The sequence below is a fragment of the Vibrio sp. A1-1 genome, assembly GCF_021728175.1.
GTDB classification, from domain to species: domain Bacteria; phylum Pseudomonadota; class Gammaproteobacteria; order Enterobacterales; family Vibrionaceae; genus Vibrio; species Vibrio diabolicus.
Genome location: NZ_JAKKCL010000014.1, coordinates 56,340 through 80,634, shown reverse-complemented (window position 1 = coordinate 80,634; position 24,295 = coordinate 56,340). Strand labels below are relative to the sequence as shown.

At 46.2% G+C, this 24,295-nt stretch carries 21 protein-coding genes and 1 pseudogene; 14 read left to right on the top strand and 8 right to left on the bottom strand.

Translation table 11 applies throughout. From position 1 onward, the window contains the following. Positions 1–22: 22 nt before the first annotated feature. The 3 genes from L3V30_RS18390 to L3V30_RS18380 all read right to left on the bottom strand — a co-directional run bounded on the left by L3V30_RS18390 (position 23) and on the right by L3V30_RS18380 (position 3,792). A complete protein-coding gene (locus L3V30_RS18390; protein ID WP_237309486.1) occupies positions 23–2,029 on the bottom strand; it encodes an acetoacetate--CoA ligase in 2,007 nt (668 codons plus the stop codon). Between the two features lie 87 nt (positions 2,030–2,116). Then, a complete protein-coding gene (locus L3V30_RS18385; RefSeq protein ID WP_237309485.1) occupies positions 2,117–3,043 on the bottom strand; it encodes an FAD-binding protein in 927 nt (308 codons plus the stop codon). Further along, a complete protein-coding gene (locus tag L3V30_RS18380) occupies positions 3,040–3,792 on the bottom strand; it encodes an electron transfer flavoprotein subunit beta/FixA family protein (protein ID WP_005386149.1) in 753 nt (250 codons plus the stop codon). Before L3V30_RS18380 ends, L3V30_RS18385 begins: the two co-directional genes overlap by 4 nt. Positions 3,793–3,948: 156 nt before the next feature. On the opposite strand from L3V30_RS18380, the gene L3V30_RS18375 reads away from it, so the two are divergent. The 10 genes from L3V30_RS18375 to L3V30_RS18330 all read left to right on the top strand — a co-directional run bounded on the left by L3V30_RS18375 (position 3,949) and on the right by L3V30_RS18330 (position 16,750). Beyond that, entirely contained in the window at positions 3,949–5,586 is a 1,638-nt protein-coding gene (locus tag L3V30_RS18375; RefSeq protein ID WP_237309484.1) for an electron transfer flavoprotein-ubiquinone oxidoreductase, read from the top strand. Between the two features lie 241 nt (positions 5,587–5,827). Beyond that, complete coding sequence (locus tag L3V30_RS18370) at positions 5,828–6,628, top strand: ABC transporter ATP-binding protein (protein WP_005392600.1); 801 nt, start codon at positions 5,828–5,830, stop codon at positions 6,626–6,628. After that, complete coding sequence (locus L3V30_RS18365) at positions 6,628–8,580, top strand: long-chain fatty acid--CoA ligase (protein ID WP_237309483.1); 1,953 nt, start codon at positions 6,628–6,630, stop codon at positions 8,578–8,580. Before L3V30_RS18370 ends, L3V30_RS18365 begins: the two co-directional genes overlap by 1 nt. After that, positions 8,580–9,473 (top strand): branched-chain amino acid ABC transporter permease, encoded by an 894-nt coding sequence (locus tag L3V30_RS18360; RefSeq protein WP_005392598.1) that lies wholly within the window; start codon positions 8,580–8,582, stop codon positions 9,471–9,473. Before L3V30_RS18365 ends, L3V30_RS18360 begins: the two co-directional genes overlap by 1 nt. Before the next feature lie 11 nt (positions 9,474–9,484). Next, complete coding sequence (locus tag L3V30_RS18355; protein WP_104973556.1) at positions 9,485–10,552, top strand: branched-chain amino acid ABC transporter permease; 1,068 nt, start codon at positions 9,485–9,487, stop codon at positions 10,550–10,552. Between the two features lie 45 nt (positions 10,553–10,597). Then, positions 10,598–11,842: an ABC transporter substrate-binding protein gene (locus L3V30_RS18350; protein WP_006741059.1), complete on the top strand. Its 1,245-nt coding sequence runs from the start codon at positions 10,598–10,600 to the stop codon at positions 11,840–11,842. Positions 11,843–11,922: 80 nt separating this feature from the next. After that, complete coding sequence (locus tag L3V30_RS18345) at positions 11,923–12,744, top strand: ABC transporter ATP-binding protein (protein WP_237309482.1); 822 nt, start codon at positions 11,923–11,925, stop codon at positions 12,742–12,744. Positions 12,745–12,753: 9 nt separating this feature from the next. Then, on the top strand, positions 12,754–13,956 hold the full coding sequence (locus tag L3V30_RS18340) for an AMP-binding protein (protein WP_346014791.1): 1,203 nt from the start codon (positions 12,754–12,756) through the stop codon (positions 13,954–13,956). Positions 13,957–14,080: 124 nt separating this feature from the next. Beyond that, positions 14,081–14,686, top strand: coding sequence for a methyltransferase domain-containing protein (locus L3V30_RS18335; protein WP_237309479.1), 606 nt, complete (start codon positions 14,081–14,083; stop codon positions 14,684–14,686). A gap of 150 nt (positions 14,687–14,836) precedes the next feature. Beyond that, entirely contained in the window at positions 14,837–16,750 is a 1,914-nt protein-coding gene (locus L3V30_RS18330) for a BCCT family transporter (RefSeq protein WP_237309478.1), read from the top strand. A 91-nt stretch (positions 16,751–16,841) separates the two neighbouring features. On the opposite strand, the gene L3V30_RS18325 is transcribed toward L3V30_RS18330, so the two are convergent. From L3V30_RS18325 to budA, 3 genes are read right to left on the bottom strand one after another with little or no spacing between them, the layout of a single operon-like run. Next, positions 16,842–17,600: an SDR family oxidoreductase gene (locus L3V30_RS18325; protein WP_237309476.1), complete on the bottom strand. Its 759-nt coding sequence runs from the start codon at positions 17,598–17,600 to the stop codon at positions 16,842–16,844. Beyond that, positions 17,597–19,300: an acetolactate synthase AlsS gene (gene alsS / locus L3V30_RS18320; RefSeq protein WP_237309474.1), complete on the bottom strand. Its 1,704-nt coding sequence runs from the start codon at positions 19,298–19,300 to the stop codon at positions 17,597–17,599. Before alsS ends, L3V30_RS18325 begins: the two co-directional genes overlap by 4 nt. Before the next feature lie 45 nt (positions 19,301–19,345). Next, positions 19,346–20,131, bottom strand: coding sequence for an acetolactate decarboxylase (gene budA, locus L3V30_RS18315; RefSeq protein ID WP_005373273.1), 786 nt, complete (start codon positions 20,129–20,131; stop codon positions 19,346–19,348). Between the two features lie 97 nt (positions 20,132–20,228). Here budA and L3V30_RS18310 point away from each other — a divergent pair, with 97 nt between their 5' ends. From L3V30_RS18310 to L3V30_RS18300, 4 genes and pseudogenes are all read left to right on the top strand, one after another. Then, positions 20,229–21,110, top strand: a complete 882-nt coding sequence (locus L3V30_RS18310; RefSeq protein WP_005392586.1) for a LysR family transcriptional regulator — start codon at positions 20,229–20,231, stop codon at positions 21,108–21,110. A 129-nt stretch (positions 21,111–21,239) separates the two neighbouring features. Next, the gene (gene hxpB / locus L3V30_RS18305; protein WP_164665520.1) at positions 21,240–21,896 is read left to right on the top strand and encodes a hexitol phosphatase HxpB; all 657 of its coding nucleotides are present in this window, start codon (positions 21,240–21,242) and stop codon (positions 21,894–21,896) included. 181 nt (positions 21,897–22,077) lie between these two features. Next, positions 22,078–22,185: pseudogene (locus L3V30_RS23980) on the top strand (TIGR04141 family sporadically distributed protein); the annotation flags it as partial. 112 nt (positions 22,186–22,297) lie between these two features. After that, positions 22,298–23,053, top strand: coding sequence for a PhzF family phenazine biosynthesis protein (locus tag L3V30_RS18300; RefSeq protein ID WP_164665521.1), 756 nt, complete (start codon positions 22,298–22,300; stop codon positions 23,051–23,053). 70 nt (positions 23,054–23,123) lie between these two features. Here L3V30_RS18300 and L3V30_RS18295 read toward each other — a convergent pair whose 3' ends face one another. Together L3V30_RS18295 and cydB are read right to left on the bottom strand one after the other, a co-directional pair. Then, on the bottom strand, positions 23,124–23,252 hold the full coding sequence (locus L3V30_RS18295; RefSeq protein WP_015313385.1) for a DUF2474 domain-containing protein: 129 nt from the start codon (positions 23,250–23,252) through the stop codon (positions 23,124–23,126). Between the two features lie 20 nt (positions 23,253–23,272). After that, the gene (gene cydB, locus L3V30_RS18290) at positions 23,273–24,280 is read right to left on the bottom strand and encodes a cytochrome d ubiquinol oxidase subunit II (protein WP_237309472.1); all 1,008 of its coding nucleotides are present in this window, start codon (positions 24,278–24,280) and stop codon (positions 23,273–23,275) included. Positions 24,281–24,295: the final 15 nt, after the last annotated feature.

Below are 24,295 nucleotides of genomic sequence, written 5' to 3'. Positions count from 1 at the left end.
TTTCTTGTTTAACCAATTGTCACTATTGATTAAGCTGGCTAATTTCTTCCAGCACTTCTGGGTTAGCAATGGCACCAATATTTTTTACAGCTTGCCCGTTCACCAGTTGTTTCACGGCTAGTTCAACCAGTTTTCCTGATCGCGTTTTAGGAATATCACTGATAGCAAAAATTTGGCGTGGCACATGGCGTGGTGAACATTTTGATTTTAGTGTTTGGCGAATTGAATCGGTGAGTTGTTGGGTTAACTCGACCTCGTGAGCTAGTTTTACTAGTAACCAGATTTCTTCAGACTGCTGGTTTAACTTGCCGACGGCGATGGAGTCCTCGACCTCGGGTAACGCGTTCACTTGCTGATAAATCTCAGCGGTGCCGATTCGTACGCCGCCTGGATTCAATGTCGCATCACTACGGCCGTAAAAAATAAAGCCGCCATGTTCGGTTTGCATCACATCGTCGCCGTGGTGCCAGATATCAGTAAACTTGCCCCAATAAGCGTTGTGATAGCGTTCGCCGTCGTCGTGCCAAAAGCCGATAGGGAAGTTAGGTAGCGAGTTATTGCAAGTCAGTTCGCCGCGTTGCTGTGTAATGGTTTTTCCCTCGTCGTCCAAAATACGCACGTCGATTCCAAGCCCTGCACCTTGGCATTCGCCTTTGTAAACTGGTGAGATAGGGTTTCCAAGTACAAAGCACCCGCAAATATCCGTGCCGCCAGCGATAGAAGCGAGATGCAAGTCCTGCTTGATGTGCTGATAGACATAATTAAATTGTTCTGGGTAAAGCACCGAACCAGTTGAGCACAGAGTTTTGAGTGACTTCAGGTCATGTTCTAGTTTTGGAGAGCAGTTCGCATGCTCCAGTGCCTCTAAGTATTTCGCTGAAGTACCAAACAACGACACGCTATGTTCGTCCACTAATCGCCATAAGACCGAGTGATCAGGGTAAACCGGACTACCGTCGTAAATCACTAAGGTTGCTCCACTCGCAAGTGCTGAAACATGCCAGTTCCACATCATCCAGCCACATGTTGTGTAGTAGAAAACCTTGTCTTGCGATTTGATGTCGCAATGCAGTTGATGTTCTTTGAGGTGATTGAGCAAGGTACCGCCCACGGAATGGACAATACACTTAGGTTGACCTGTTGTACCAGAAGAATACAAAACGAATAACGGGTCATTAAACAGTGTTGGTTGATATTGAATTGATTGTGGAGAAAAGTGGTGAGTAATATCGGACCAATACACAAAGTCAGAAGTGCAAGCACTCTTAGCGTTTTGTAAATATTCGATTTGGCATACGCTAATGGTTGCGTCTTCGGAGACTCTGCTTAGCTTGCTACTAAGAGTGGTGTTCTTGTCCGTCATATCGAAAGCTTTGCCTCCGAACTGGTAGCCATCACAGCAAAAAAGAACTTTCGGTTTGACCTGACCAAAACGCTCTACGACGCTATCGATACCAAAATCAGGCGAGGTTGAAGTCCAAATAGCGCCAAGGCTGGTGGTGGCCAGCATGGCAATAACGGTTTCTGGAAGGTAGGGCAAATAGCCCGCAACGACGTCGCCTTTACCAACATCACAAGTGAGTAGCCATTGCTGAACGACAGACACTTGTTCAAGCAACTGTGTACCAGTGAGCTGCCTGTGTTCACCGCTTTCATTAGTAAAAACGATAAACTCACGCTCAGGTGTTTGTTCGGCCTGAGAGAGGAGATTCTCTGCATAGTTCAGCGTGGCGTCAGCAAACCATACTGTGTCTCTATTTACATGGCTCTGAGTAGAATCTGTCTGTGTCCACTTGGGAGCACCAAGGCTTTTGACTTGCGAGCCAATATTTCCAATGACGTTACAGAAATGCCAGGTATGTCGCCAAAATTCGTCATTATGGTCAATGGACCACTGGTGTAAAGACGTGTAATTATTGATTGAGATATCTTCGGTTTGGTGCGCATTAACCGTCTCGATAAATCGTAGCAAGTTGCTATTGCTGATGCGCTCAGCAGATGGTGACCAAATAGGTGCAGAATTTTGCATAGGTCCCTCTAATTTCAATTCTTTTTGAATATGACCAAAACAAAATAAAGGGGCGAACATAGCAGTGTTCGCCCCTTATCTGATTGTTTAAAGTTGTTCGGCAAGCTGAGGTAGTACCTCAAATAAATCACCAACCAATCCATAGTCGGCAACTTCAAAGATAGGAGATTCTGGATCTTTGTTGATCGCGACAATCACTTTGGATTCCTTCATTCCTGCAAGGTGTTGGATGGCACCGGAGATCCCAACTGCAATATAAAGCTTAGGCGCAACGATTTTACCGGTTTGACCCACTTGTAAATCGTTGGCAACAAACCCAGCATCAACCGCCGCGCGAGAAGCGCCAATGGCGGCCCCCAGTTTATCGGCGACTTGTTCGATCAATGCGAAGTTCTCTTTGCTACCGACTCCGCGTCCACCTGACACAACCACCTCTGCCGCGCTTAATTCAGGACGCTCTGACACGGTTTTATCGACAGAAACCAATTCAACCATTGGAGCTGAGATGGTGACTTGCTGATGCTCAATGTCAGCTTGATTGTGACAAGTAACCGGCTCAAACGCAGACGCGCGCACTGTGACGACGCGAACCTTGTCGCTGGTGGTCACTTTGGCAAATGCATTCCCTGCGTAAATAGGACGAATAAAGGTGTTTTCATCGATAACTTGGACAATATCGGAGATTTGCCCAACGCCGAACTTCGCTGCAATTCGCGGTGCAAGATCTTTTCCTTTTGATGATGAGCTAGCCCAGATGGCGTCAAAACCTTCAGAAAAACCGACCACGATAGGTGCGATACTCTCGGCAAATTGATGCTTAAGTTGCTCATCATCGACACAAATTACGTTTGATATACCATCAACGCGACAAGCTTGCTGAGCGACTTCTTCACACTGGTGGCCTACTACGATCAAAACATTGTCTTGGCTGACTTGTTTTGCTGCATTAACCACTTTGAGTGTGTCCGCATGCAATTGGTTATTGTCATGCTCTGCTATGATTAAGTTCTTCATGAAATCACCTTCGCTTCGTTACGCAGCTTATCGAGAAGCTCTGAGACAGATTCAACCTTGATGCCACCTTTTCTTTGCGCTGGCGGTGTGACTTCTTGAATGGTTTGGCTAAATACCACTTCAACACCCAGACTGTCAGGTGTGATTGTATCTAACGGCTTGCGCTTAGCTTTCATGATATTAGGCAAAGAGGCAAAACGCGGTTCATTCAGGCGTAAGTCAGTACTGATCACCGCAGGTAAGTTCATCGCGACCGTCATCAAGCCGCCGTCCACTTCTCTCACGACCTGAACTTTTTGATCTTCTATCTTCACGTCTGAAGCGAAAGTTGCTTGAGGCCAGTCAAGTAGGGCTGCCAACATCTGAGCCACTTGGTTGTTGTCGGTATCAATCGACTGTTTACCCGTAATCACAAGCTGTGCTTGTTCTTGCTCGACCAGAGCTTTGAGCAGCTTAGCGACGACTAATGGCTCTATTTTGTCTTCAGTATCGACATGAATAGCGCGATCGGCACCTAACGCAAGCGCAGTACGTAGTTGCTCCTGACATTGGCTACCGCCAGCACTGACAACGATGACTTCATCTGCAATACCTTGCTCTTTTAGTCGTACGGCTTCTTCAACGGCTATTTCGCAAAATGGATTAATCGTCATCTTGACGTTATTGGTTTCAACATCGCTATGGTCCGCTTTCACACGAACTTTAACGTAGGGATCAATGACCCTTTTGATTGGCACTAGTATTTTCACGTTAGATTCCTTTTTACAGTGAAGACTATGTGTTTACAGTGAAGACGATGTGATGACGTCTTTAAAATGATGTTAATTTACCTTTACGTTTGCGTCAACTTTAAATATATTGTTGCTTAACAAGTTGGCAACATGCAAAGAAAAAGGAATGCAATCATGGAAAGAGACTGCATGGAATTTGATGTTCTGATTGTAGGCGCTGGTCCCGCAGGTTTGTCTGCGGCATGCCGAATCAAACAGTTAGCCGCAGAGAAAGAACAAGACCTCTCTGTTTGCGTGGTAGAAAAAGGCTCTGAAGTTGGAGCGCATATTTTATCGGGTGCGGTGTTTGAAACGCGCAGTTTGGATGAACTGTTTCCAGATTGGCAGGAAAAAGGCGCACCGCTCAATACCAAAGTAAACCAAGATAAAACCTACTATCTAGGCAATGAAATCAATGGTCATGAACTGCCTTCTTGGGCAGTGCCTAATACGTTACATAACGACGGTAATTACATTATAAGTTTGGGCAGTCTATGCCGATGGATGGCGTTGCAGGCTGAGAACTTAGGGGTGGAGATCTACCCAGGTTTTACCGCCAGTCAAGCCATCATCGATGAAGACAACCGCGTTTGTGGCGTGATCACGGGCGATATGGGATTGGACAAAAATGGTGAACAAAAAGGAAATTTCGAACCTGGTATTGAACTGCGAGCGAAGTTTACTTTATTTGCTGAAGGCGCGCGGGGTCATATTGGTAAGCAGTTGATTAATCGATTTAATCTCGCTGAAGATAAAACGCCTCAACATTACGCTATCGGCTTTAAAGAGTTGTGGGAAATACCACCAGAGCAGCATCAACAAGGGTTAGTGGTTCACGGCTTAGGCTGGCCGTTAGCGAACGAAGCCACAGGTGGCAGCTACCTCTACCATTTAGAGGGAAACCAAGTTGCCGTCGGGTTGATTGTTGACTTGAACTATAAGAATCCGCACTTGAGTCCATTCGATGAATTTCAGCGTTTTAAACATCACCCGTTGATTGAGCAATACCTCAAAAATGGTAAACGCATTAGTTATGGCGCAAGAGCGATCACCAAGGGCGGTTTCCATTCGCTTCCCACGCAACAGTTTGCTGGTGGCTTGTTGATTGGCTGTGATGCAGGAACGCTTAACGGCGCTAAAATCAAAGGCACGCACACCGCAATGAAATCTGGCATGCTTGCCGCTGAAGCAGTATGTGAAGCCCTTGAGAGTCAGTCTGTTACTGTTGATTATCAAAAGCATTTCAAACAGTCTTGGCTGTATGAAGAGCTTTATCAAGCACGTAACTTCTCAAGTGGCATTCACCGCTTTGGATCGTGGCTGGGCGGTGGCTTAGCGCTGCTGGAACATAACGTGTTAAAAGGCAAAGCTAAGTGGCATATCCGTTGTGATAAGCCCGACCATCAGTCTCTGCTATTGGCGGAAAACAGCAATGAAATTGTCTATCCAAAGCCTGACGGTGTGTTAAGTTTCGATCGCCTTTCTTCTGTCTATCTATCCAATATCTTCCATGAGGAAGATCAACCATGCCACTTACGACTGGCGAACCAACGGATTCCTATTGAGCAGAACCTTGAATTATATGCAGAGCCAGCACAGCGCTATTGTCCGGCTGGCGTGTATGAAATCGTACAGGGGGAGGAGCAGCCAGAGCTGCAAATAAATGCGGCGAACTGTATCCACTGTAAGACCTGCGACATCAAAGATCCAAGTCAAAATATTACCTGGACACCGCCGGAAGGTGGTGGTGGCCCTAACTATCCGAATATGTAGTCGTCTGAGAATAATTTTTATTAACAATTTATTTACTTAAAGTTTGCGTTAGTTCAAATCTTTCTCGATGAACTCGATTGCAACTTAATCTTTCAAGCACTATTCTGATTTTAAATTGACGTTTACGTAAACTGAATACAAAGTTGATGCATAGGTGTAAAAGCGGTTACCAGTATCAAAGTTAGGTTTGATCAAATAGTGCTCAATGGAACGCACTTAAATAACGAAAGGGAGATCAACTATGGTATCGGAATCGCCTCTATTGCAGGTAAACGATATTTCATTGGCTTTTGGTGGGGTGAAAGCTCTAACTGACGTGAGCTTCCATGTGAATGAAAAGGAAATTTTTTCAATCATTGGTCCAAACGGTGCAGGTAAAACCTCAATGCTCAATTGCATCTCTGGTCGATACACACCAAACAAAGGCTCTGTAATCTTCGCTGGAGATGATGTAACCAAACGAACACCTAGCCAACGAGCTGAGTTAGGGTTGGGAAGGACCTTCCAGAACTTAGCACTCTTTTCTCATATGTCGGTACTCGACAACATTATGGTTGGTCGACATCACCTACTGAAAAACAACTTCGTCACAGGGCCACTTTACTGGTTCTCTAACGCGCAGAAAGAAGAAATGGCGCACCGTAAATACGTAGAAGACGTAATCGATTTTCTTGAAATTCAGCACATTCGCAAAGCCACCGCTGGCACACTTTCTTACGGTTTACGTAAACGTGTAGAGCTTGCTCGTGCCATTGCCTTAAAACCTAAGTTACTGCTGCTTGATGAACCAATGGCAGGCATGAACTTGGAAGAAAAGGAAGACATGGCGCGTTACATCATGGATTTAAACGAAGAGTTAGACATCACCATCATCATGATCGAGCACGATATGGGCGTGGTGATGGATATCTCTAACCGCGTATTGGTGTTGGATTTTGGTAAACACATTGCTATGGGCGAGCCAGAAGAAGTGATGGCCAACCCGCATGTGAAACAAGCGTACTTAGGCGAAGAGCTACCGACATTAGAGGAGAGTGCATAATGGCACAGCAACATAATGATTGGGCAGATATAACCCGCTTAGATACCTTTCCAAAAGTATTGCAGCACAACGCCAAGCACTGGCCCGAGCAAGTCGCAATGCGTGAAAAGGAGTTTGGTATTTGGCGAGAGTTCACTTGGCAAGATTATGAAAACCGAGTGAAGTGGATGTCTCTGGCACTGCAAGATTTAGGTGTTGGTGAGCAAGACGTTGTTGGTTTGCTGGGTGATAACCGCCCGGAATGGGTATGGGGCGAGTTGGCCGCACATGCGATCAAAGCTTTCTCGCTGGGTATCTATCAAGATTCCATGCACGAAGAAGTGGCGTACCTCATCAACTATGCCAAAGCAAAAGTCGTGGTTGCGGAAGATGAAGAGCAATGCGATAAGCTACTTGAGCTCGGTGATGAGATCCCAAGCGTAGAATTCATTATCTATTGTGACCCGCGTGGAATGCGCAAGTACGACGACCCACGACTGATTGACGTTGAAAAGGTCTATAAAAAAGGTCAACTGATCGACAAAGCGGATCCCGATAAATATCTCAATATGGTTGAGGCAACCAAAGGCAGCGATCTTTCGATTCTTTGTACCACGTCGGGTACGACTTCCAAACCAAAGTTGGCTCAGCTACACAGCGGCACTTTCTTAGATCACTGTGCGGCTTATCTGCGTGCCGACCCGCGCTCTCCAGGCGACAACTACGTTTCTGTTCTGCCTTTGCCTTGGATTATGGAGCAGGTGTATGTGGTTGGTCAGGCGTTGATTTCTCGTCAAATCGTTAACTTCGTGGAAGAACAAGAAACCATGATGTCTGACTTGCGCGAAATTGGCCCGAACTTCGTCCTACTTGCACCGCGAGTTTGGGAAAACATTGTGGCAGACGTGTCTGCGCGAATGATGGATTCCACACCGTTTAAGCAGAAGATGTACAAACTGGGCATGAGCTTAGCCAACAAAGCGCTGGAGCAGGGTAAACGCTCTAAGTTGGCTGAATGGATTCTTCTGCGTGCTCTGCGTGACCGTTTAGGGTTTTCGAACCTGACATCTGCGGCAACCGGCGGTGCGGCGATGGGACCGGATACTTTCCGTTACTTGCAAGCGATCGGTGTACCACTCAAGCAGCTTTACGGTCAAACCGAAATGTGTGGTGCGTACACTGTCCACCAAGCCGATGACGTGGATTATGATTCGGTCGGCGTTGCGTTTGATAATGCAGAAGTGAAAGTCATCAACCCAGACAGCAATGGCGTGGGTGAGATCATCGCGAAAAGTACGGGTATGTTTACTGGCTACCTGAACAACCAGGAAGCGTATGACGAAGACGTACAAGACGGATGGATGCACACAGGCGATGCGGGCTATTTTAAAGACTCTGGCCACTTGGTGGTGATTGATCGTCTGAAAGATATGTCGGAAACCAGCCATGGCGACCGCTACTCTCCGCAGTTCATTGAAAACAAACTCAAGTTCTCGCCGTTTATTGCAGAAGCCGTAGTGGTGGGCAAAGGTCGACCTTGGCTATCCGCCATCATCTGTATTCGCTACGCGATTGTTGCGAAGTGGGCAGAACAGCGTGGCTTAGCGTTCACTAACTACACCAACTTATCCGCTCAACCAGAAGTGTATCAAGCCATTCGTGAAGAAGTGCTGAAAGTGAACGAATCCTTACCAGATGCACAGAAGATCAGCAAATTCATTCTACTTTATAAAGAGCTAGATGCCGACGATGGCGAGCTAACTCGTACGCGTAAAGTGCGCCGTGGTGTGGTTGCGGAGAAATACGGAAACATCATCGAAACCATCTACAGCGACGATCCAAAAGTCGATGTGGATACGGTGATCACTTATCAGGATGGCACCAAAACACGCATTCAAACGTCGCTAGTGATTGAAACGCTTATTGAACATGAGCCAACACTGGTGGATAGCGAACAACGGAGGATCGCATAGTGAATACGGATTTATTACTGCAACTCGTCATTAATGGCGTGATCGTTGGCATGTTGTATGGCGTGGTCGCCATGTGCTTTGTACTGATATACAAATCGACTCAGGTGGTCAACTTCGCTCAGGGTGAGTTCTTGTTGATTGGCGCATGGGTATGCTGGGCGGCGCTTGTTCATCTGCAACTGCCATTTTTTATCGGCTTTTTACTCACGCTCGCGTTCATGATGGTGTTCGGTATTGCGGTGCAAACCATTGTGCTCAGGCCGTTAATTGGTGAACCGATTATCTCTGTGATCATGGTGACCATCGGTCTGTCTATGTTCTTCCAAGCATTGATGAAATGGATATTTGGTGTCTCAGCTGTGTCGTATCCGCAAGTGTTTGAAACCAACGTGGTGAATATCGGTGGTTTGAACGTTGAGTTCGCTTACATTCTGAGTTTGATCTTCTCGATGCTCATCATGGGCGCGTTCTACTGGTTCTTCAAATTCAGCAAAATGGGTCTGGCAATGCGCGCAACGGCATTTAACCAGCAAGTAGCCCAGAGTCTTGGCATTTCCATCAAGAAAGTGTTCGCCATTAGTTGGGCTATTTCGGCAATGGTATCTGCAACAGCAGGGATTGTTATCGGGATCGTTAACGGCGTATCTGACGCGCTATCCATTATTGGTATCAAAGTTTTCCCAGCCGTTATTTTAGGTGGCTTAGATTCTGTAGTCGGCGCAATTGTCGGTGGCATCACCATCGGGGTGCTAGAGAACTTAGCTGAGTTTTTTGATAGCCAATACCTGCAAGTGGGTAACCTGTACAACATCGCACCATTCTATGTGCTGTTAATCATTCTTGCCTTCAAGCCATACGGCCTGTTTGGTACCAAAGATATCGAGCGTATTTAAGGAGAAATAACATGGCTCAACTTAGCATGCGCCCATGTGGGGATTTTCGAACCACATACAAAAGTGATACGCCAATTTTTGAAACCAAAACCATCAGAAGCCTTGCGATTGCAGGTGTCATCGCCATGCTGGCAGCACCGCTGGTCTTGGATATTTACTTCCTAAACCTGTTTATTCAGATTGCATACCTCGGTATCGCGGCATTGGGCTTAAACATTCTGGTTGGTTTTACCGGACAAATCTCGCTAGGTCACGGTGCGTTCTTTGGCTTTGGCGCTTTTGCATCGGCTTGGCTAAATAACCAGTTTAACATTCCAGTCGTGTTTGCGATTCCGCTCGCGGGTTACTTAACCATGATTGTAGGGATGCTGTTTGGTCTGCCAGCGGCTCGAATTAAAGGTTTATATCTAGCTATCGCAACGTTGGCGGCGCAGTTTATTTTAGAGGACTTCTTTGCTCGTGCAGACTGGTTCAGTGGCGGCTCATATGGTGCTGGTGCAAACCCTATCAATCTGTTTGGCTTTGAGTTTACGACCGACGAAAGTTTCTTCTACATCGCTCTATTTGCGCTGATCTTCATGTATATGTGGGCATCGAACTTGATCCGTTCTCGTGATGGTCGCGCGTTTGTATCGGTACGAGATCACTATCTGTCGGCAGAAATCATGGGCATCAACCTAACTAAGTATCGTCTGCTCTCATTTGGTGTATGCGCATTCTATGCGGGCATCGGGGGCGCACTCTACGGACATTATCTAGGTTTTGTATCAGCAGAAGGTTTCACCATCATGATGTCTATCCAGTTTTTGGCAATGATCATCATTGGTGGCTTGGGTTCAGTCAAAGGCACATTGATGGGTACGATATTTATCGTATTGCTGCCTGAAGTTTTGGAGTTTGGCGTGACGGGGTTGGCTGAGTTTAGCAATAACACTTCGTTCATTGATGGCCTGGCTTACTTCAAAGAAATGGCGATTGGTTTAGTCATCATGCTGTTCCTCATTTTCGAACCTCAAGGGTTATCGCATCGCTGGCAACAGATTCGAGCATATTGGAAACACTATCCGTTCTCATATTAACGTGGAATTAAGTGGAATATACCTCAATAACAAGGACAACGAGTTATGAACAAAGGACATTTAGCGACAACGTTGGTGCTATCTTCGGCACTGTTTACTACCGCCACTTGGGCAAAAGACTCTGTATTTGTCGGGCAATTAGTCGACTTTTCTGGACCAACAGCCTATGTGAGCAAGCCCTATGGTTCTGGCGTACGAGACGCATTGCGTTGGATTAACCAAAACGGTGGCATTAACGGTACCGAGCTCGAATTTGAAACAGTAGACATGGCGTATAAAGTGCCAGTAGCGATTTCCAACTACAAACGTTGGGTGGCGCGTAAAGACATGGTTGCGCTACAAGGTTGGGGCACGGCAGATACCGAAGCACTCATCTCGTTTGTGACCAAAGACAAAGTGCCAGTGTTCTCTGCCTCTTATTCAGGTCACTTAACGGACCCAACCGGCAAGAACCCAAAAACCGCGAAACCAGCGCCTTATAACTTCTTCTATGGTGCGTCGTACTCAGATGCGTGTCGTGCACTAGTGAAGTGGGCGAAAGAAGATTGGGAATCAAAGGGCAACCAAGGTGCGCCGAAATTTACCCATATTGGCGATAACCACCCATTCCCGAATGCGCCAAAAGAAGCGTGTGCAGAATATGCTGAAGAGCTTGGTTTTGAGGTGCAAAACCCAGTCGTTGTGTCACTAAAACCAGGGGACTTCAAAGCACAATGTCTGTCACTCAAAGAGTCTGGCACCAACTACGGTTACATTGCCAATATCGGTAGCTCGGTAATCTCACTCGTGAAGTCTTGTAATACGGTTGGTACAGAGTTCCAGTACATGGCGAACATTTGGGGCGGTGACAAACCAGTACTTGAAGCGGCGGGCGATGGCCTTAAAGATTATGTTTTTCCTGGCATGACGGCGTTTTGGGGAGACGATAACGAAGGCATGAAACTGGTTCGTGAGATTTCTAAGCAGTCTGAATCAGAACCGGGCGAGTTTAGAACTCACCACTACATTCGCGGAATTTGTTCTGCGTTCTACATGAAAGAAGCGATGGAGTGGGCGAAAGACAACGGTGGCATTACGGGTGAAAACATCAAGAAGGGCATGTATGTCCATGACAACTGGGTCCCACAAGGCTTAGAAGGTGTTTGTGTACCTGCGAACTGGAAGCCGGAAGATCACCGTGGCACAACAACCGTGAACGTGTTTATGGGTAACAACAACGGCGGCGCAGTCGATATTAAGAAAGTGTCACAAGTGACATTGTCACGTCGTGACGATTGGCTAGGTTACTAATCGACGACTTATTAATAACAAAGCTTACTGAAAATAAGGATGGGTGAGAGGACACTCTCACCCTAGCAAGGAGTAGCTTGATGGCTGAATTAGCAACGAATATCGAACCGGCAGAAATACTGCTTTCAGTGAACAACATTGAAGTCGTGTACGACGAAGTAATCTTAGTATTACGCGGCGTGAGTTTAGAGGTACCCAAAGGGCAGATCGTAACCTTACTGGGTGCCAACGGTGCGGGTAAATCAACGACGTTAAAAGCCATTTCTGGTTTGTTGAAAACCGAAGATGGTGAAGTGACGCGCGGCGAAATCAACTTCATGGGCGAGCGCATAGACAGCAAAAGCCCGGAAGAGATCGTCCGTTCGGGCATCTTCCAAGTGATGGAAGGGCGCCGAATTGTTGAAGACATGACGGTGATAGAAAATCTTCGCTTAGGCGCTTACACGCGCACGGACAACGAAGTCGAGCAAGACATCGAAATGGTGTTTGATTATTTCCCTCGCCTTAAAGAGCGCACTGGTCTAGCGGGTTATTTGTCAGGTGGTGAGCAGCAAATGCTAGCGATTGGTCGTGCACTGATGGCTCGTCCAAAAATGATCTTGTTGGATGAACCTTCGATGGGGCTTTCGCCGCTATTGGTGAAGGAGGTGTTCAGCATTATTAACAAGATTAATAAAGATCAAGGCATTACCATGCTTTTGGTTGAGCAGAATGCCAACTTTGCCCTTCAAGCGGCCGATTACGGTTACATCATGGAATCCGGCAAAATCGTTCTGGATGGTAGCAAGCACGAACTGCTAAACAATGAAGATGTGAAAGAGTTCTACCTTGGCGGCGGCGATGAAGATCGCAAGAGCTTTAAGAACCTGAAATCTTACAAACGTCGTAAGCGTTGGTTGTAAGGAGCGATGATGAACGAACTATTTGATGCGAAAGAGTCTTTGTCTCCGCAAGCGCGAGAAGAATCGCTGTTTCAACGTCTGCCAACGTTGATTGAAAATGCAAAAGCCAACAGCGAACATTATGCGGCGCATTTTGCTGAGTTAGAGCCTACGTTGGCAAATAATCGTGAAGGGCTTACCCAGTTTCCGATTACGCGCAAATTCAATATGCCAAACCAACAGCAACTTAAACCGCCGTTTGGTGGTTTAAATAGTGTTGCGATTGGTCAGATGGCGCGTGTATTCCAATCACCGGGGCCGTTGTATGAGGCACAAACGGATGAGATGGATTTCTGGCGTATGGGGCGCGCGTTTCACGCGGCTGGATTTAGTGCGGGCGATTTAGTGCATAACACGCTCTCTTATCATTTCTCGCCTGGTGGATTTATTATGGATGGTGGCGCAAGAGCTTGTGGCTGCGCGGTATTTCCGGCGGGTGTCGGGAATACCGAAGCACAAATTGAAGCGATTAAACAGCTGCAGCCAACGGGTTACACGGGCACGCCGTCTTACTTGCTGACGTTATTACAAAAGTACCAAGATAAATACGATGAGTCGCCGAGTTTTACCAAAGCGCTGGTCTCTGGTGAAGCAGTCACTGCAGACATGCAACAGGCGTTTGCGGACAAAGGCATTGCAGTCTCTCAAGCCTACGCAAGTGCAGAGCTTGGTTTGATTGCTTATCAAGTCACAGGCGAGCAAGGCTTGGTGGTTGCCGAAGATATTATCGTTGAAATCGTTAATCCTGATGGCATTCCTGTACAACTGGGAGAAGTCGGTGAAGTAGTCGTGACATCGCTCGATGAGAAGTTTCCGCTGATTCGCTACGCAACGGGAGATTTATCGGCATACCTAGAAACGGGCTCGGGTTCGCCACGCACGAATGCGCGAATTAAAGGCTGGATGGGGCGTGCGGACTCAGCGGTGAAAGTGAAAGGCCTGTTTGTTTATCCGCATCAGATCCAAGAAGTCTGTCGTCGCCACGATATTAAAGGTTCTTTGAAAATTGAGCGTGATGGCTTCAACGATACCATTACTTTCTGCTGTCATGATGTTCATGTCTCGGCAGAGGACATTCAAGCGACACTTCAGTCTGTCACCAAACTGAAAGGCAATGTCCAGTTTGTACCGAACCAAGCGGAGCAGCCGTTAATCAATGACCTGCGCAGTTAACCCATCATTGTAAAACGCATTTATAAAAAGCTAACAACGTAAAAATCAAAGGCTAGGAGAGGGGATACCACATTGTGCTGCGTATCCCTTTCTTTTTGTGCCAGTACAATCAGGAGGGCGATAAATGAAGCAGGCACCGACCATCAATCAACAGTTTTGGGATAATTTGTTTACCCAAGGCACCATGCCGTGGGATGCCAAAACCACACCTCAAGAGCTAAAAGCTTACCTAGAAAACGCGCTTCATAGCGGTCAGTCTGTATTTATCCCTGGCTGTGGTGCTGCTTATGAACTCAGCTCTTTTATTCAATATGGGCATGATGTGATCGCGATGGATTACAGCCAACAAGCAGTAAAAATGGCGCAATCGACGTTAGGCAAGCACAAAGATAAAGTCGTGCTGGGGGATGTATTTAACGCTGACTCTACGCACTCATTTGATGTGATTTACGAGCGTGCCTTTCTCGCTGCACTACCGAGAGACCAGTGGCCAGATTACTTTGCTATGGTGGATAAATTGCTGCCAAGAGACGGTTTGTTAATTGGTTATTTCGTTATAGATGATGATTATCACTCTCGCTTCCCTCCATTTTGTTTGCGAAGTGGGGAGTTGGAGGGTTATCTAGAACCGACGTTTAAGCTTGTGGAATCCTCAGTGGTGGCAAACAGTGTTGAGGTTTTTAAAGGTAGAGAGCGCTGGATGGTGTGGCAGAAAAGTTGCCGTATTTAAACGCTATGGCATCAAATAATGAATATAAAATCAGCGTCACATAATGCATATTTTAAAGACAATTATTCTTGTGGTAACGATAAGTGTTGTGAATTGGCGAAGTTGTGAGAAATGTAGATCATGTCCTTTGAAAACATAAGGATATATAGTATGGACAAATCATTTTCTCTCATCGATAAGCCTACCTTCTTAGGCTCACTCTTTCTTTTACTCAGCGTCGTTATACCTTTAATTTTATTTCCCACACAAGGTGCGGATTGGATAGCTTCAGCCAAATTTTTCATGACCGATAAGCTTGGTGTTTTATACCTCGCACTGGGTATCGCAGCAATGTGTTTTATGATTTATACGGTGTTCAGCGATCTTGGCCAAATCAAACTTGGTGAAGCCGACGAGCAACCAGAATTTGGTAACGCCTCATGGGCTGCAATGCTATTTTGTGGAGGTATTGGCGCAAGTATTCTGTATTGGGGGTGTATCGAGTGGGCATACTACTATCAATCACCACCATTTCAGTTGGAAGCAGGCAGTGAAGAAGCCATTCGCTGGGCCGCGACTTATGGTCTGTTTCACTGGGGACCGATCGCTTGGTCAATTTACCTTATTCCTGCTCTGCCTATCGCTTACTTCTTTTATGTACGCAAACAACCTGTTTTGAAAATCTCTAGTGCGTTAATGCCTGTATTAGGAGAAAAGCGCGCAAACGGTGGTATTGGCAAGTTTATTGATGTGCTATTTATTTTTGGTATGTTGGGTGGCGCGGCGACTACGCTTGGCTTAGCAGCGCCTCTTATCAACGGTGGTCTACATCATATCTTCGGTCTTCCAAACAATACCTTCAGCCAAGTGGCTGTATTACTTCTCTGTACTGCGATTTTTGGTTACTCCGCGTATGCAGGGCTTGAGAAGGGGATCAAATTCCTTAGTAACATTAACTTCTGGGGTGCGATGGGCTTGTTACTCTTTGTACTTGCCGTTGGGCCAACCGTGTTCATGTTAGAAACGGGCTTAGATTCTATTGGTCGTATGTTGTCTAACTTCTTTGTTATGGCAACCTGGGCGGAGCCGTTTGGTGGTTATGGTGAGTTTACAGATACACACTTCCCGCAAGACTGGACTATTTTCTACTGGGCATGGTGGTTGGTCTTTGCTCCTTGTATGGGATTGTTTGTTGCGCGTATCTCGCGTGGAAGAACGATCAAACAGATGGTCGTAGGTTCTATATTTTACGGTTCTTTAGGCTGTTTCTTATTCTTCATTGTTTTAGGTAACTATGGTTTATCGTTGCAATTGACGGGTGAGCTTGATGTCATCGCAATCCTCAACGAATCGGGCGCACCGGCGGCTATTTTTGCAACGTTAGACACACTACCGTTAGGGGCAATCGTTATTGGTGTTTTTACACTGTTGTGTATCATTTTTACGGCGACGTCGTTTGACTCTATCTCGTACATTCTTGCGTCTGTGGTTCAAAATGATGTGACGGAAGAACCGATGCGCTGGAACCGTTTGTTCTGGGCGTTTACTTTGTCTTTTCTGCCAACCGTCCTAATGTTCATGGGAGGTTTATCGACATTACAAACCGCTGCGATCGTGGGAGGTTTACCGTTGCTAGTTATCTCGGTGATGTTGATGGTGTCCTTTGTTCGCGCGGCGAGCCTAGATATTAAACATCAAGCAGAATACGAAGAGCCAACCATTAACATTGAAGAACTGCCGGAAATTGACCCTTGGTCAACAGAGGGAATGGCTTTGGCGAAATTTGAGCGCTTTAAAGACTTAGCTCAACAGGCGGCTGAAGAAGAGCGCGAAGCAATGGCGGCCCTGATGAGCATGCGTAAGAGAATTCGCGCATTTGCCTTAGAACATAGTTGTGAATCTGGGTTTTCGGACCATCATTTACCAGAAGAGATGCAAACAGAGCTACAGCAACTAACCGAAGCGCTTGAGTTGGCTCAACAGAAGAAACAAGAACTGTCTGAACAAGCCCAAGAATCTCGAATGGAATTTAATCATGTGTTATTAGGCGGCGCGTCGGCAGGTTTAGCAACGTCGCAGGCTTAAGAACAGACACACAAGAGCCGAGTACAAACTCGGCTCTTTTTTTGGCGTGGATACCTTACAGTTAAAAATTCTGCTCAGTCAGTGTTAATGCTTATACTATTTTAGGTTGACCATCTGATGCGGTGGCACCGCCGTCTACAGGTAGGTTTACGCCATTAATGAAAGATGCGTCATCACTTGCCAAGAAAGCCACGACAGACGCAATTTCTTCAGGTTCGGCGGCTCGGCCGAGCGCAATGCGCTCATTGAATTTATCGCGGATTTCCTGCGGCCAGCCGTTCGTCATGTTGGTTTTTACTAAGCTTGGGCATACGGCGTTAATTCTTACACCCTCCGCACCATGGTCCAATGCCATCGCTCTAGTAAGGTTGACCACAGCGCCTTTACTCGCGCAATAGAATGCGGCACCCCAGTCACCACCCAAACCAGAAACGGACGCGGTATTCACCATACAACCTTTCGTTTTTAAGAGTTCAGGTAACGCAAACTTCGCGCAATAAACGACGCCGTCAATGTTTACACCAGAGATCTTCTTCCAGTCTTCCACACTACCTTCAATCACTGAACCAGGGACATGTACGCCAGCATTGTTTACTAAAATATCCAGTTTACCGAAACGGGTAACAACATCAGAAATCAGTGCTGCGACTTTGTCTGGATCAGAAACATCAATGGAATGCGCAGACACGCGCTGTTTATCAAAGCTCTCAACGGCGTTTGCCAACTGCTCTTCATTCCAATCGGCAAGAGCGACGTTTGCGCCTTCTTCATACAAACGTTTTGCGATGGCCAAACCAATACCATTGGCAGAACCAGTCACGAGTGCGACTTTATTTTTTAATCCTCTCATGCGATTTCTCCTTCGAAACTTACAAAAACGGGATCTTGATTTTTCTCTGTGCGCGGCAACATCAGTTTGTCGTTGTCGCTGTAATCTACGGGGATAGCCACCACTGCTGGTCCTTCAACGTCCATGGCTTTATTCAATGTCGGTAGCAATTCGTGTTGACTAGTCACTGCGAAGCCTTTCGCGCCAAATGATTCGGCGTACGCCTTGAAATCAATTGGTCCAAATTTCACACCAGAGCAGCGCTGATATTTGTTGATCTCTTGCATTTCTACCATGTTGTAGGCGTTATCAACCCACACAATATGGACGATATTGCAGTTCAGTCTAACCGCGGTTTCTAACTCCATGCTCGATTGCATAAAACCGCCGTCTCCCGATATCGATACCACTTTGCTGCCAGGTTTCAGTAGGCTGGCACCAATGGCCCATGGCAGTGCAACGCCCATCGTTTGTTGGCCGTTAGACACCAGCATTTGGCGAGCTCGAAAACAACTTAAGTAACGAGCGATCCAGATGTGGAAGCTCCCCATATCAAGACATAACGTGGTATCTGGTGTGATGATAGATTGCATGGCTTTAATCAGTGCCAGTGGATGAAATCCTTGCTTGTTATAGACATTGGGATAGGTTTTGATCACTTGCCGTTGCAGTGCTACCTCTTCCAGTACTGAAAGTGCCGTTGGGGAAAGGCGAGCATATTCAGAGATGTAGCTGCCCATTTTGTCTAATGACTGCGCAATGTTTCCGACGATTTCAACACAAGGCTGATAATTAAGTTGGTATTCTGCCGGTTCAATATCGAGGTGAATCACTGGGTTGCGGTGGCTGTTCCAAAGCTCAGGGTCATACTCTATTGGGCTAAAGCCGATGGTGAGAATTAAATCGGCATCACGCAGTAAAACATCGCCGGGTTGGTTGTTAAATAAACCAACACGACCAGCAAAGTGGTGATAGTAGTTGATGTCTACCGTGCCGGCGGCTTGGTAAGTGCCGACAACGGGTAGCTGCGTATTTTGAAGAAATCGGGCGATAGCAGCAGCGTTTTGGCTGCGGCTCGCGTGAAGGCCAAGTAAAACCACACAACGCTTTGCTTTGCTGATTCGACTGACCGCTTCTTCGATTGCTGCGATGTCTGCGCAACCAGGCTGTGTGTAAGGCGAGGGGACAATAATGTCCGTTTGGGTTTGCTCGGATAAAACATCTTGGGGGAGACTCAAAAAGCAAGCCCCAGGACGACCTGACTCTGCGATACGAAATGCGTTCGCCATGATCTCGCTTGCGGCGTCCACATGCTGCACTTCAGCACTGAATTTGGTTATAGAGCGAAAAATACTGACGGTATCCATGCTCTGGTGTGTTTGTTTTTGCTGGTCAGTTCGTTTCACAGCACCACCGATAGCAATCAGCGGATCGCCTTCGGAGTTTGCTGTTGCCACCCCCGTAACTAGGTTTCCACAGCCTGGACCTGACGTAACCATTGTAACGCCTGCTTTGCCGGTTAGTCTTCCCATAACGCCCGCCATAAACGCGCCGTTAGCCTCGTGACGTACCGGAATCATTTGGATGTTAGTTTCTTCAATCGCATCGAACAGTCGATCGATTTTTGCACCGGGAATACCGAAAATGTACTTAATGCCGAGAGACTCTAGCTGTTGAGCGATCAACTGAGCTCCATTTTTATTTGAAGGTTTGGATTGCATTTGTTGTCCTTATTATTTGTTGTCCTTATTATTTGCCTGACTTTGTTACTTTTCCGCCTTTTCTATGGCGGTATTTATATCTTCCGGAGCCAAATTGGCGTTGAGGAAGTCTGTCGATACTGGGGTATCAATCACTAGCCGTGAGACTTTGCCAATCTGGAGAAATCCTGACGAAATGCTGTAATCCTGGATATGACCACCTCCTTGGCGGTCATCGGTAATAAAATGTTCGTGATAGCCGGGTACATTGATGCCAGTCGTATATTTAGGACTGCGAAAGCCGGCGACCACGCCTTGCTTATGCGTGAAGCGGAATGTCGGTTGTTCTTTGACCACTTCAAGCATTGGCCGATAAGGGCGTGTTTGTTTAGGTACGGTGCGAGTACGAACTGAATCGAAAACGCCATCAATGCGCACTGCGCAAAATAGGTTGTCACTTGGAACCATGTCGTCTATGAGGCTATGGACTTCATGACGTGACATGCGCGATGTTAGTGGCAGCTCGATATCAGGCTTAAAAAAAGTCATGACAGCAAAGGGCGTTTTTTGCGCCAGATCTGCCGGGTTTGCGGAGCCATCCGACTTGAGTTGAAAAACTTCCTTATCAAACGCAATCAACTCACCATCCAATTCATTGAACGTACCTAAACCAAAATCACCATGTTTCAGGAGTTCTTCTATGGTTGTTGAGCCTTCGTAAACACCAGCGATCAAAGCACTCATTAACGAAGTCTGATAAATCTCACCATCTCCGGTAACGTGATGGTATTCAGAAAATTCTTTCGCTACTTCAAGCGAACAAGCACATAGAGGGTTATAAAATCCACGCATGAGTAAGACCAGTTATGCAATGAAGAGTATATTTAGATTGACTTCTACACGGTGCTAAATCCAATATAAAAAAGATTTATTTTGATATGGAAAATATATGGAATTTCGCTACCTGAAGTATTTTGTCGCGGTCGCCGAGACTCGTCACTTTACCCGAGCCGCTGAACAGTTAGGGATTGCGCAACCTCCTTTAAGTCAACAAATCAAAAAGTTAGAGCACGAGCTTGGTGTGGACCTATTTAAGCGCTTGTCTAGAGGGGTAGAACTGACCCATGCTGGGCAAGTCTTTTATACGGATGCGGTAAATATTCTTGCTGATGTGGAACGCGCTAAAGCAAAAGCCCGACAGATTGCCCGTGGTGAAAATACGCAGGTTAAAATTGGGTTCGCGACGTCAACATCAACCTGCATTAAGGTATTAGAGAGGGTGGGGCGTATTCAAGAGAGTGGGGTTCATTTACAGGCGGCGGAACTGTCAATGCCAGAGCTTGCCGCTCAGTTAAAAAGCAAACAACTTGATCTCGCAATCATGCGGCTACCCTGCTACGCCAGTGAGCCTTTTGAGCACAAGGTGTTGTTTAACGACCCGTTTGTCGCGGTGATTCCGGCGGGGCACGAGCTGGCAAAGTATCCCTGTATCCAGATGAAACAGTTGAGAGACCATAAAATTTTACTGTTTCCACGAGAGACTGGACCTGCATTGTTTGATGGCATGAGCACACTTTTTGCCGACGCAGGAGTAAGACTCGAACCACAGTTTGCAGCACCGCAACTTCGTACGACGATTGCCATGGCGCAGGCTGGGTTAGGTATTGCTCTCGTTCCGCGTTCACTGGCTGAACATCTCGATGATTCTGCGACAGTCGCCGAGATTGATGATATCCCTCTCACTAGTCGTGTTGTTGTTGCTTGGGAGGCATCTAATCTCAATAAACAAGCGTTGAAAGTAGCCATGAACATCGGTCATGTTGAGGTTTAAAGATGAGTCATCGAACTGGCTCTGATAGCCACAGGCAAATGTGATACTCTCCCTCGTTATATGCAAAGCTATGCTTTGGTTGAATAGACAAATCTTACTCAACGAATAGAACTTACTGAGGATGTACCAATGATATACGCTGCGGTCTTTGATATGGACGGGTTGCTGATTGATTCAGAACCTTTGTGGAAGGAAGCGGAAAAGCAGGTGTTTTCATCAGTTGGCGTCCAAGTGACCGAAGTATTATCAAAGCAGACTGCGACGATGACGACAGGTGAAGTAACAAGGTTTTGGTATGAACGTAATCCTTGGCAAGAAAAGAGCCTAGAGGAAGTAGAGAATGCTGTTGTGGATAAAGTGGAGACATTAATAATTGAAAAAGGATGCGAATTAGAGGGTGTTACAGAAACACTCAAATTGCTTAAGGAAAAAGGGTTTAAGATAGGGCTGTCTACTAATTCACCTTATCAACTCATTCCCACCATTTTGAACAAACTCGGTATTGCCAGTTACTTTGACGCGATATCATCGTCAGACGATGTAGAACAGGGCAAGCCAGAGCCAGATGTCTACCTTTCAACAATCAATAAACTAGGTGTAGATTCAAGTAACTGTATTGCCTTTGAAGACTCTTATTCGGGTATGCTTGCGGCAACACGAGCAAACATAAAAACAGTCGTGATACCTCAACCTGATAAGTTCTACCAAGAGTTTAATGAAGCCAGTCTAAAGCTGCAAAAGCTATCAGAGTTTAATGAAAGCCATTTAGTGGATTTAATAGGATAAAGCTATTCATTACGATTGGTAATATTTATGACAGATGTCATACCATATGGAGAACTTTGATGAGACATTAGTTGCTTATGTGTAGGAGTGGTGAGGGATGAAATGAAGCTTAATGTCGTTGCATATTTGATCAAAGAAGGCTACGAAGAGGCCGATATAATCAACCCTAAGAAACAAGAAGAAAGGTGAAGTGCACTTGCCATTTTTTTCAAAAGTAAACCTGCGTCATCACAGTAGACGGTTACAAAACATGGGTTTTACGGTTGAACTAGCCAAGATAGATGCATAAAAAGACTAACAAAGCATTTAAGAGGGACTCCCGAGGCTTGTCATTTTTTGGTTTCGGGTTAATGATAGCGTTATTCACAACTTAGTGCAGCGTTAAACCGCAAGGATGATGGATGATTAAAGCGCAAGTATATGATGTATTTTGTGATGAATTGGCTCAAGGTAACCCTTGTGGTGTTGTCGAACTAAATCACTGGCTGAGTGATTCTGAGTTACTTCAAATCACTCATCAGGTCGCTCAACCTGTCACATCATTTGTGGTTCAGTCTGGCAGTGACTACCACATTCGCTGGTTTAGCCTAGAAGGAGAGATCAACCTATGCGGACACGGAAGTTTGGGCGCAGGCGCTGCAATCATTTCCAACTATCATCAGAATGAGGTCATTCTAAAAAGCCAATATGGTCATATTACCGTTACTGAACTGGATGGAATGTATCGGATAGTGATGCCAAGTTGGCAAGCAAAGCCTCATGTAATCCCCTTGGATATTTCAGGCTTTTCCAATCGCCCCGTAGATGCTTTTACAACGCGTGATTTGGTTGTTGTTCTCGAATCCGAAGATGATGTTGTTCGCTATCAACCTAACTTTGATGAGCTGATTAAAATTGATGCGTTTCATGCTGTCATCCTGACGGCTCAAAGCTCTGATAGTGGCTATGTGCTGCGTTACTTTGCACCTAAAATCGGTATTTCAGAGGATCTTGCCACAGGCTCAGCTCAGTGCTCATTGGCGCCTTATTGGTTTGAAAAGCTAGGCAAAGAAAAACTGATGGCTCGCCAGCTATCTCGTGCTGGTGGTTATTTTGAAGTGGCTCGTGGTTCAGAATCTACTATCGTATTGTCTGCACACGTAAAAAGTCGCACTTAACTTTAAACGCCTCTAGCTCTGACCAAGAACCGGAGGCGGTCGATTTTTTGATTGTCCTATAAGTGCAGAGCTAAGATTTTAACCCTGCAGCGGTCATCATGACGCGAAACAGCATTGATACGAACCCCAGAGCTAGCACACTGGCCGCCCAGATCCCAACCATCCACGCCCATTGGCGGCACCAATTTTTGATTTTCATACTCACTCCTTATCAACTCGTTAATGGTACGCTTCGTCTTCTTTCACTTTTCCAGAGAAGACGTAGTAACTCCAAAAGGTGTAAGCCAGAATTATCGGGATGATGATCACCGCTCCAACGAGCATAAAGCGCTGACTGCTTGCAGGAGCCGCTGCTTCCCATATTGATATGCTAGGAGGAATGATATTTGGCCAGATACTGATGCCAAGCCCTGCGAACCCGAGAATCACGATCACTAGCGCCATCACGAAAGGGCTGCGCTCTTTTCGCTTTTTAACGGAGTCGGCAATCTTCAAACATACCAGCCCAGTAATGACAGGTACGGGCAATAAGTAGAACAAATTAGGCAGAGAAAACCATCTTTCCGCAATGGCAGGGTAAGCAAGTGGGGTCCAAGCGCTCACAATGACTAATGCGGAGATCATCGCCAGTAGTGTTTTGTTAGTGAAGCGGTACATCGTGTTTTGCAGTGCACCTTCCGTTTTCATGATGAGCCATGTGCTACCAAGCAGTGCGTACGTTGCGACTAAACCCAAACCACAAAAGATGGGAAAAGGGGTGAGCCAGTCTAGTTGGCTACCTACGAAGACGCGGTTTTCCACCGCAAAGCCCTGAATTACCGCGCCAACAACGATGCCTTGGAAAAATGTGGTTAAAATCGAGCCGACCATAAAAGAGCGGTCCCAGAACTTTAAGTGGCTTTCCAATGCTTTAAAGCGAAACTCAAACGCTACGCCACGAAAGATCAAAGCAATCAACATCAACGTTAAAGGGATGGTTAGTGCTTCAATAATCACCGCGTAAGCCATGGGAAAAGCGCCAAATAGAGATGCGCCTCCAAGCACAATCCAAGTTTCGTTGCCGTCCCAAACTGGCGCGACACTGTTGACCATGACGTCTTTTTGTTTTTCATCCTTGATGAAGGGCATCAGTATTCCAATACCCAAATCGAAGCCGTCCATGATGATGTACATCAAAGTGGCAAAAACGATGATCGCGAACCAAATCACGGATAAATCAAAATGCATATCTTCTACCTTCAC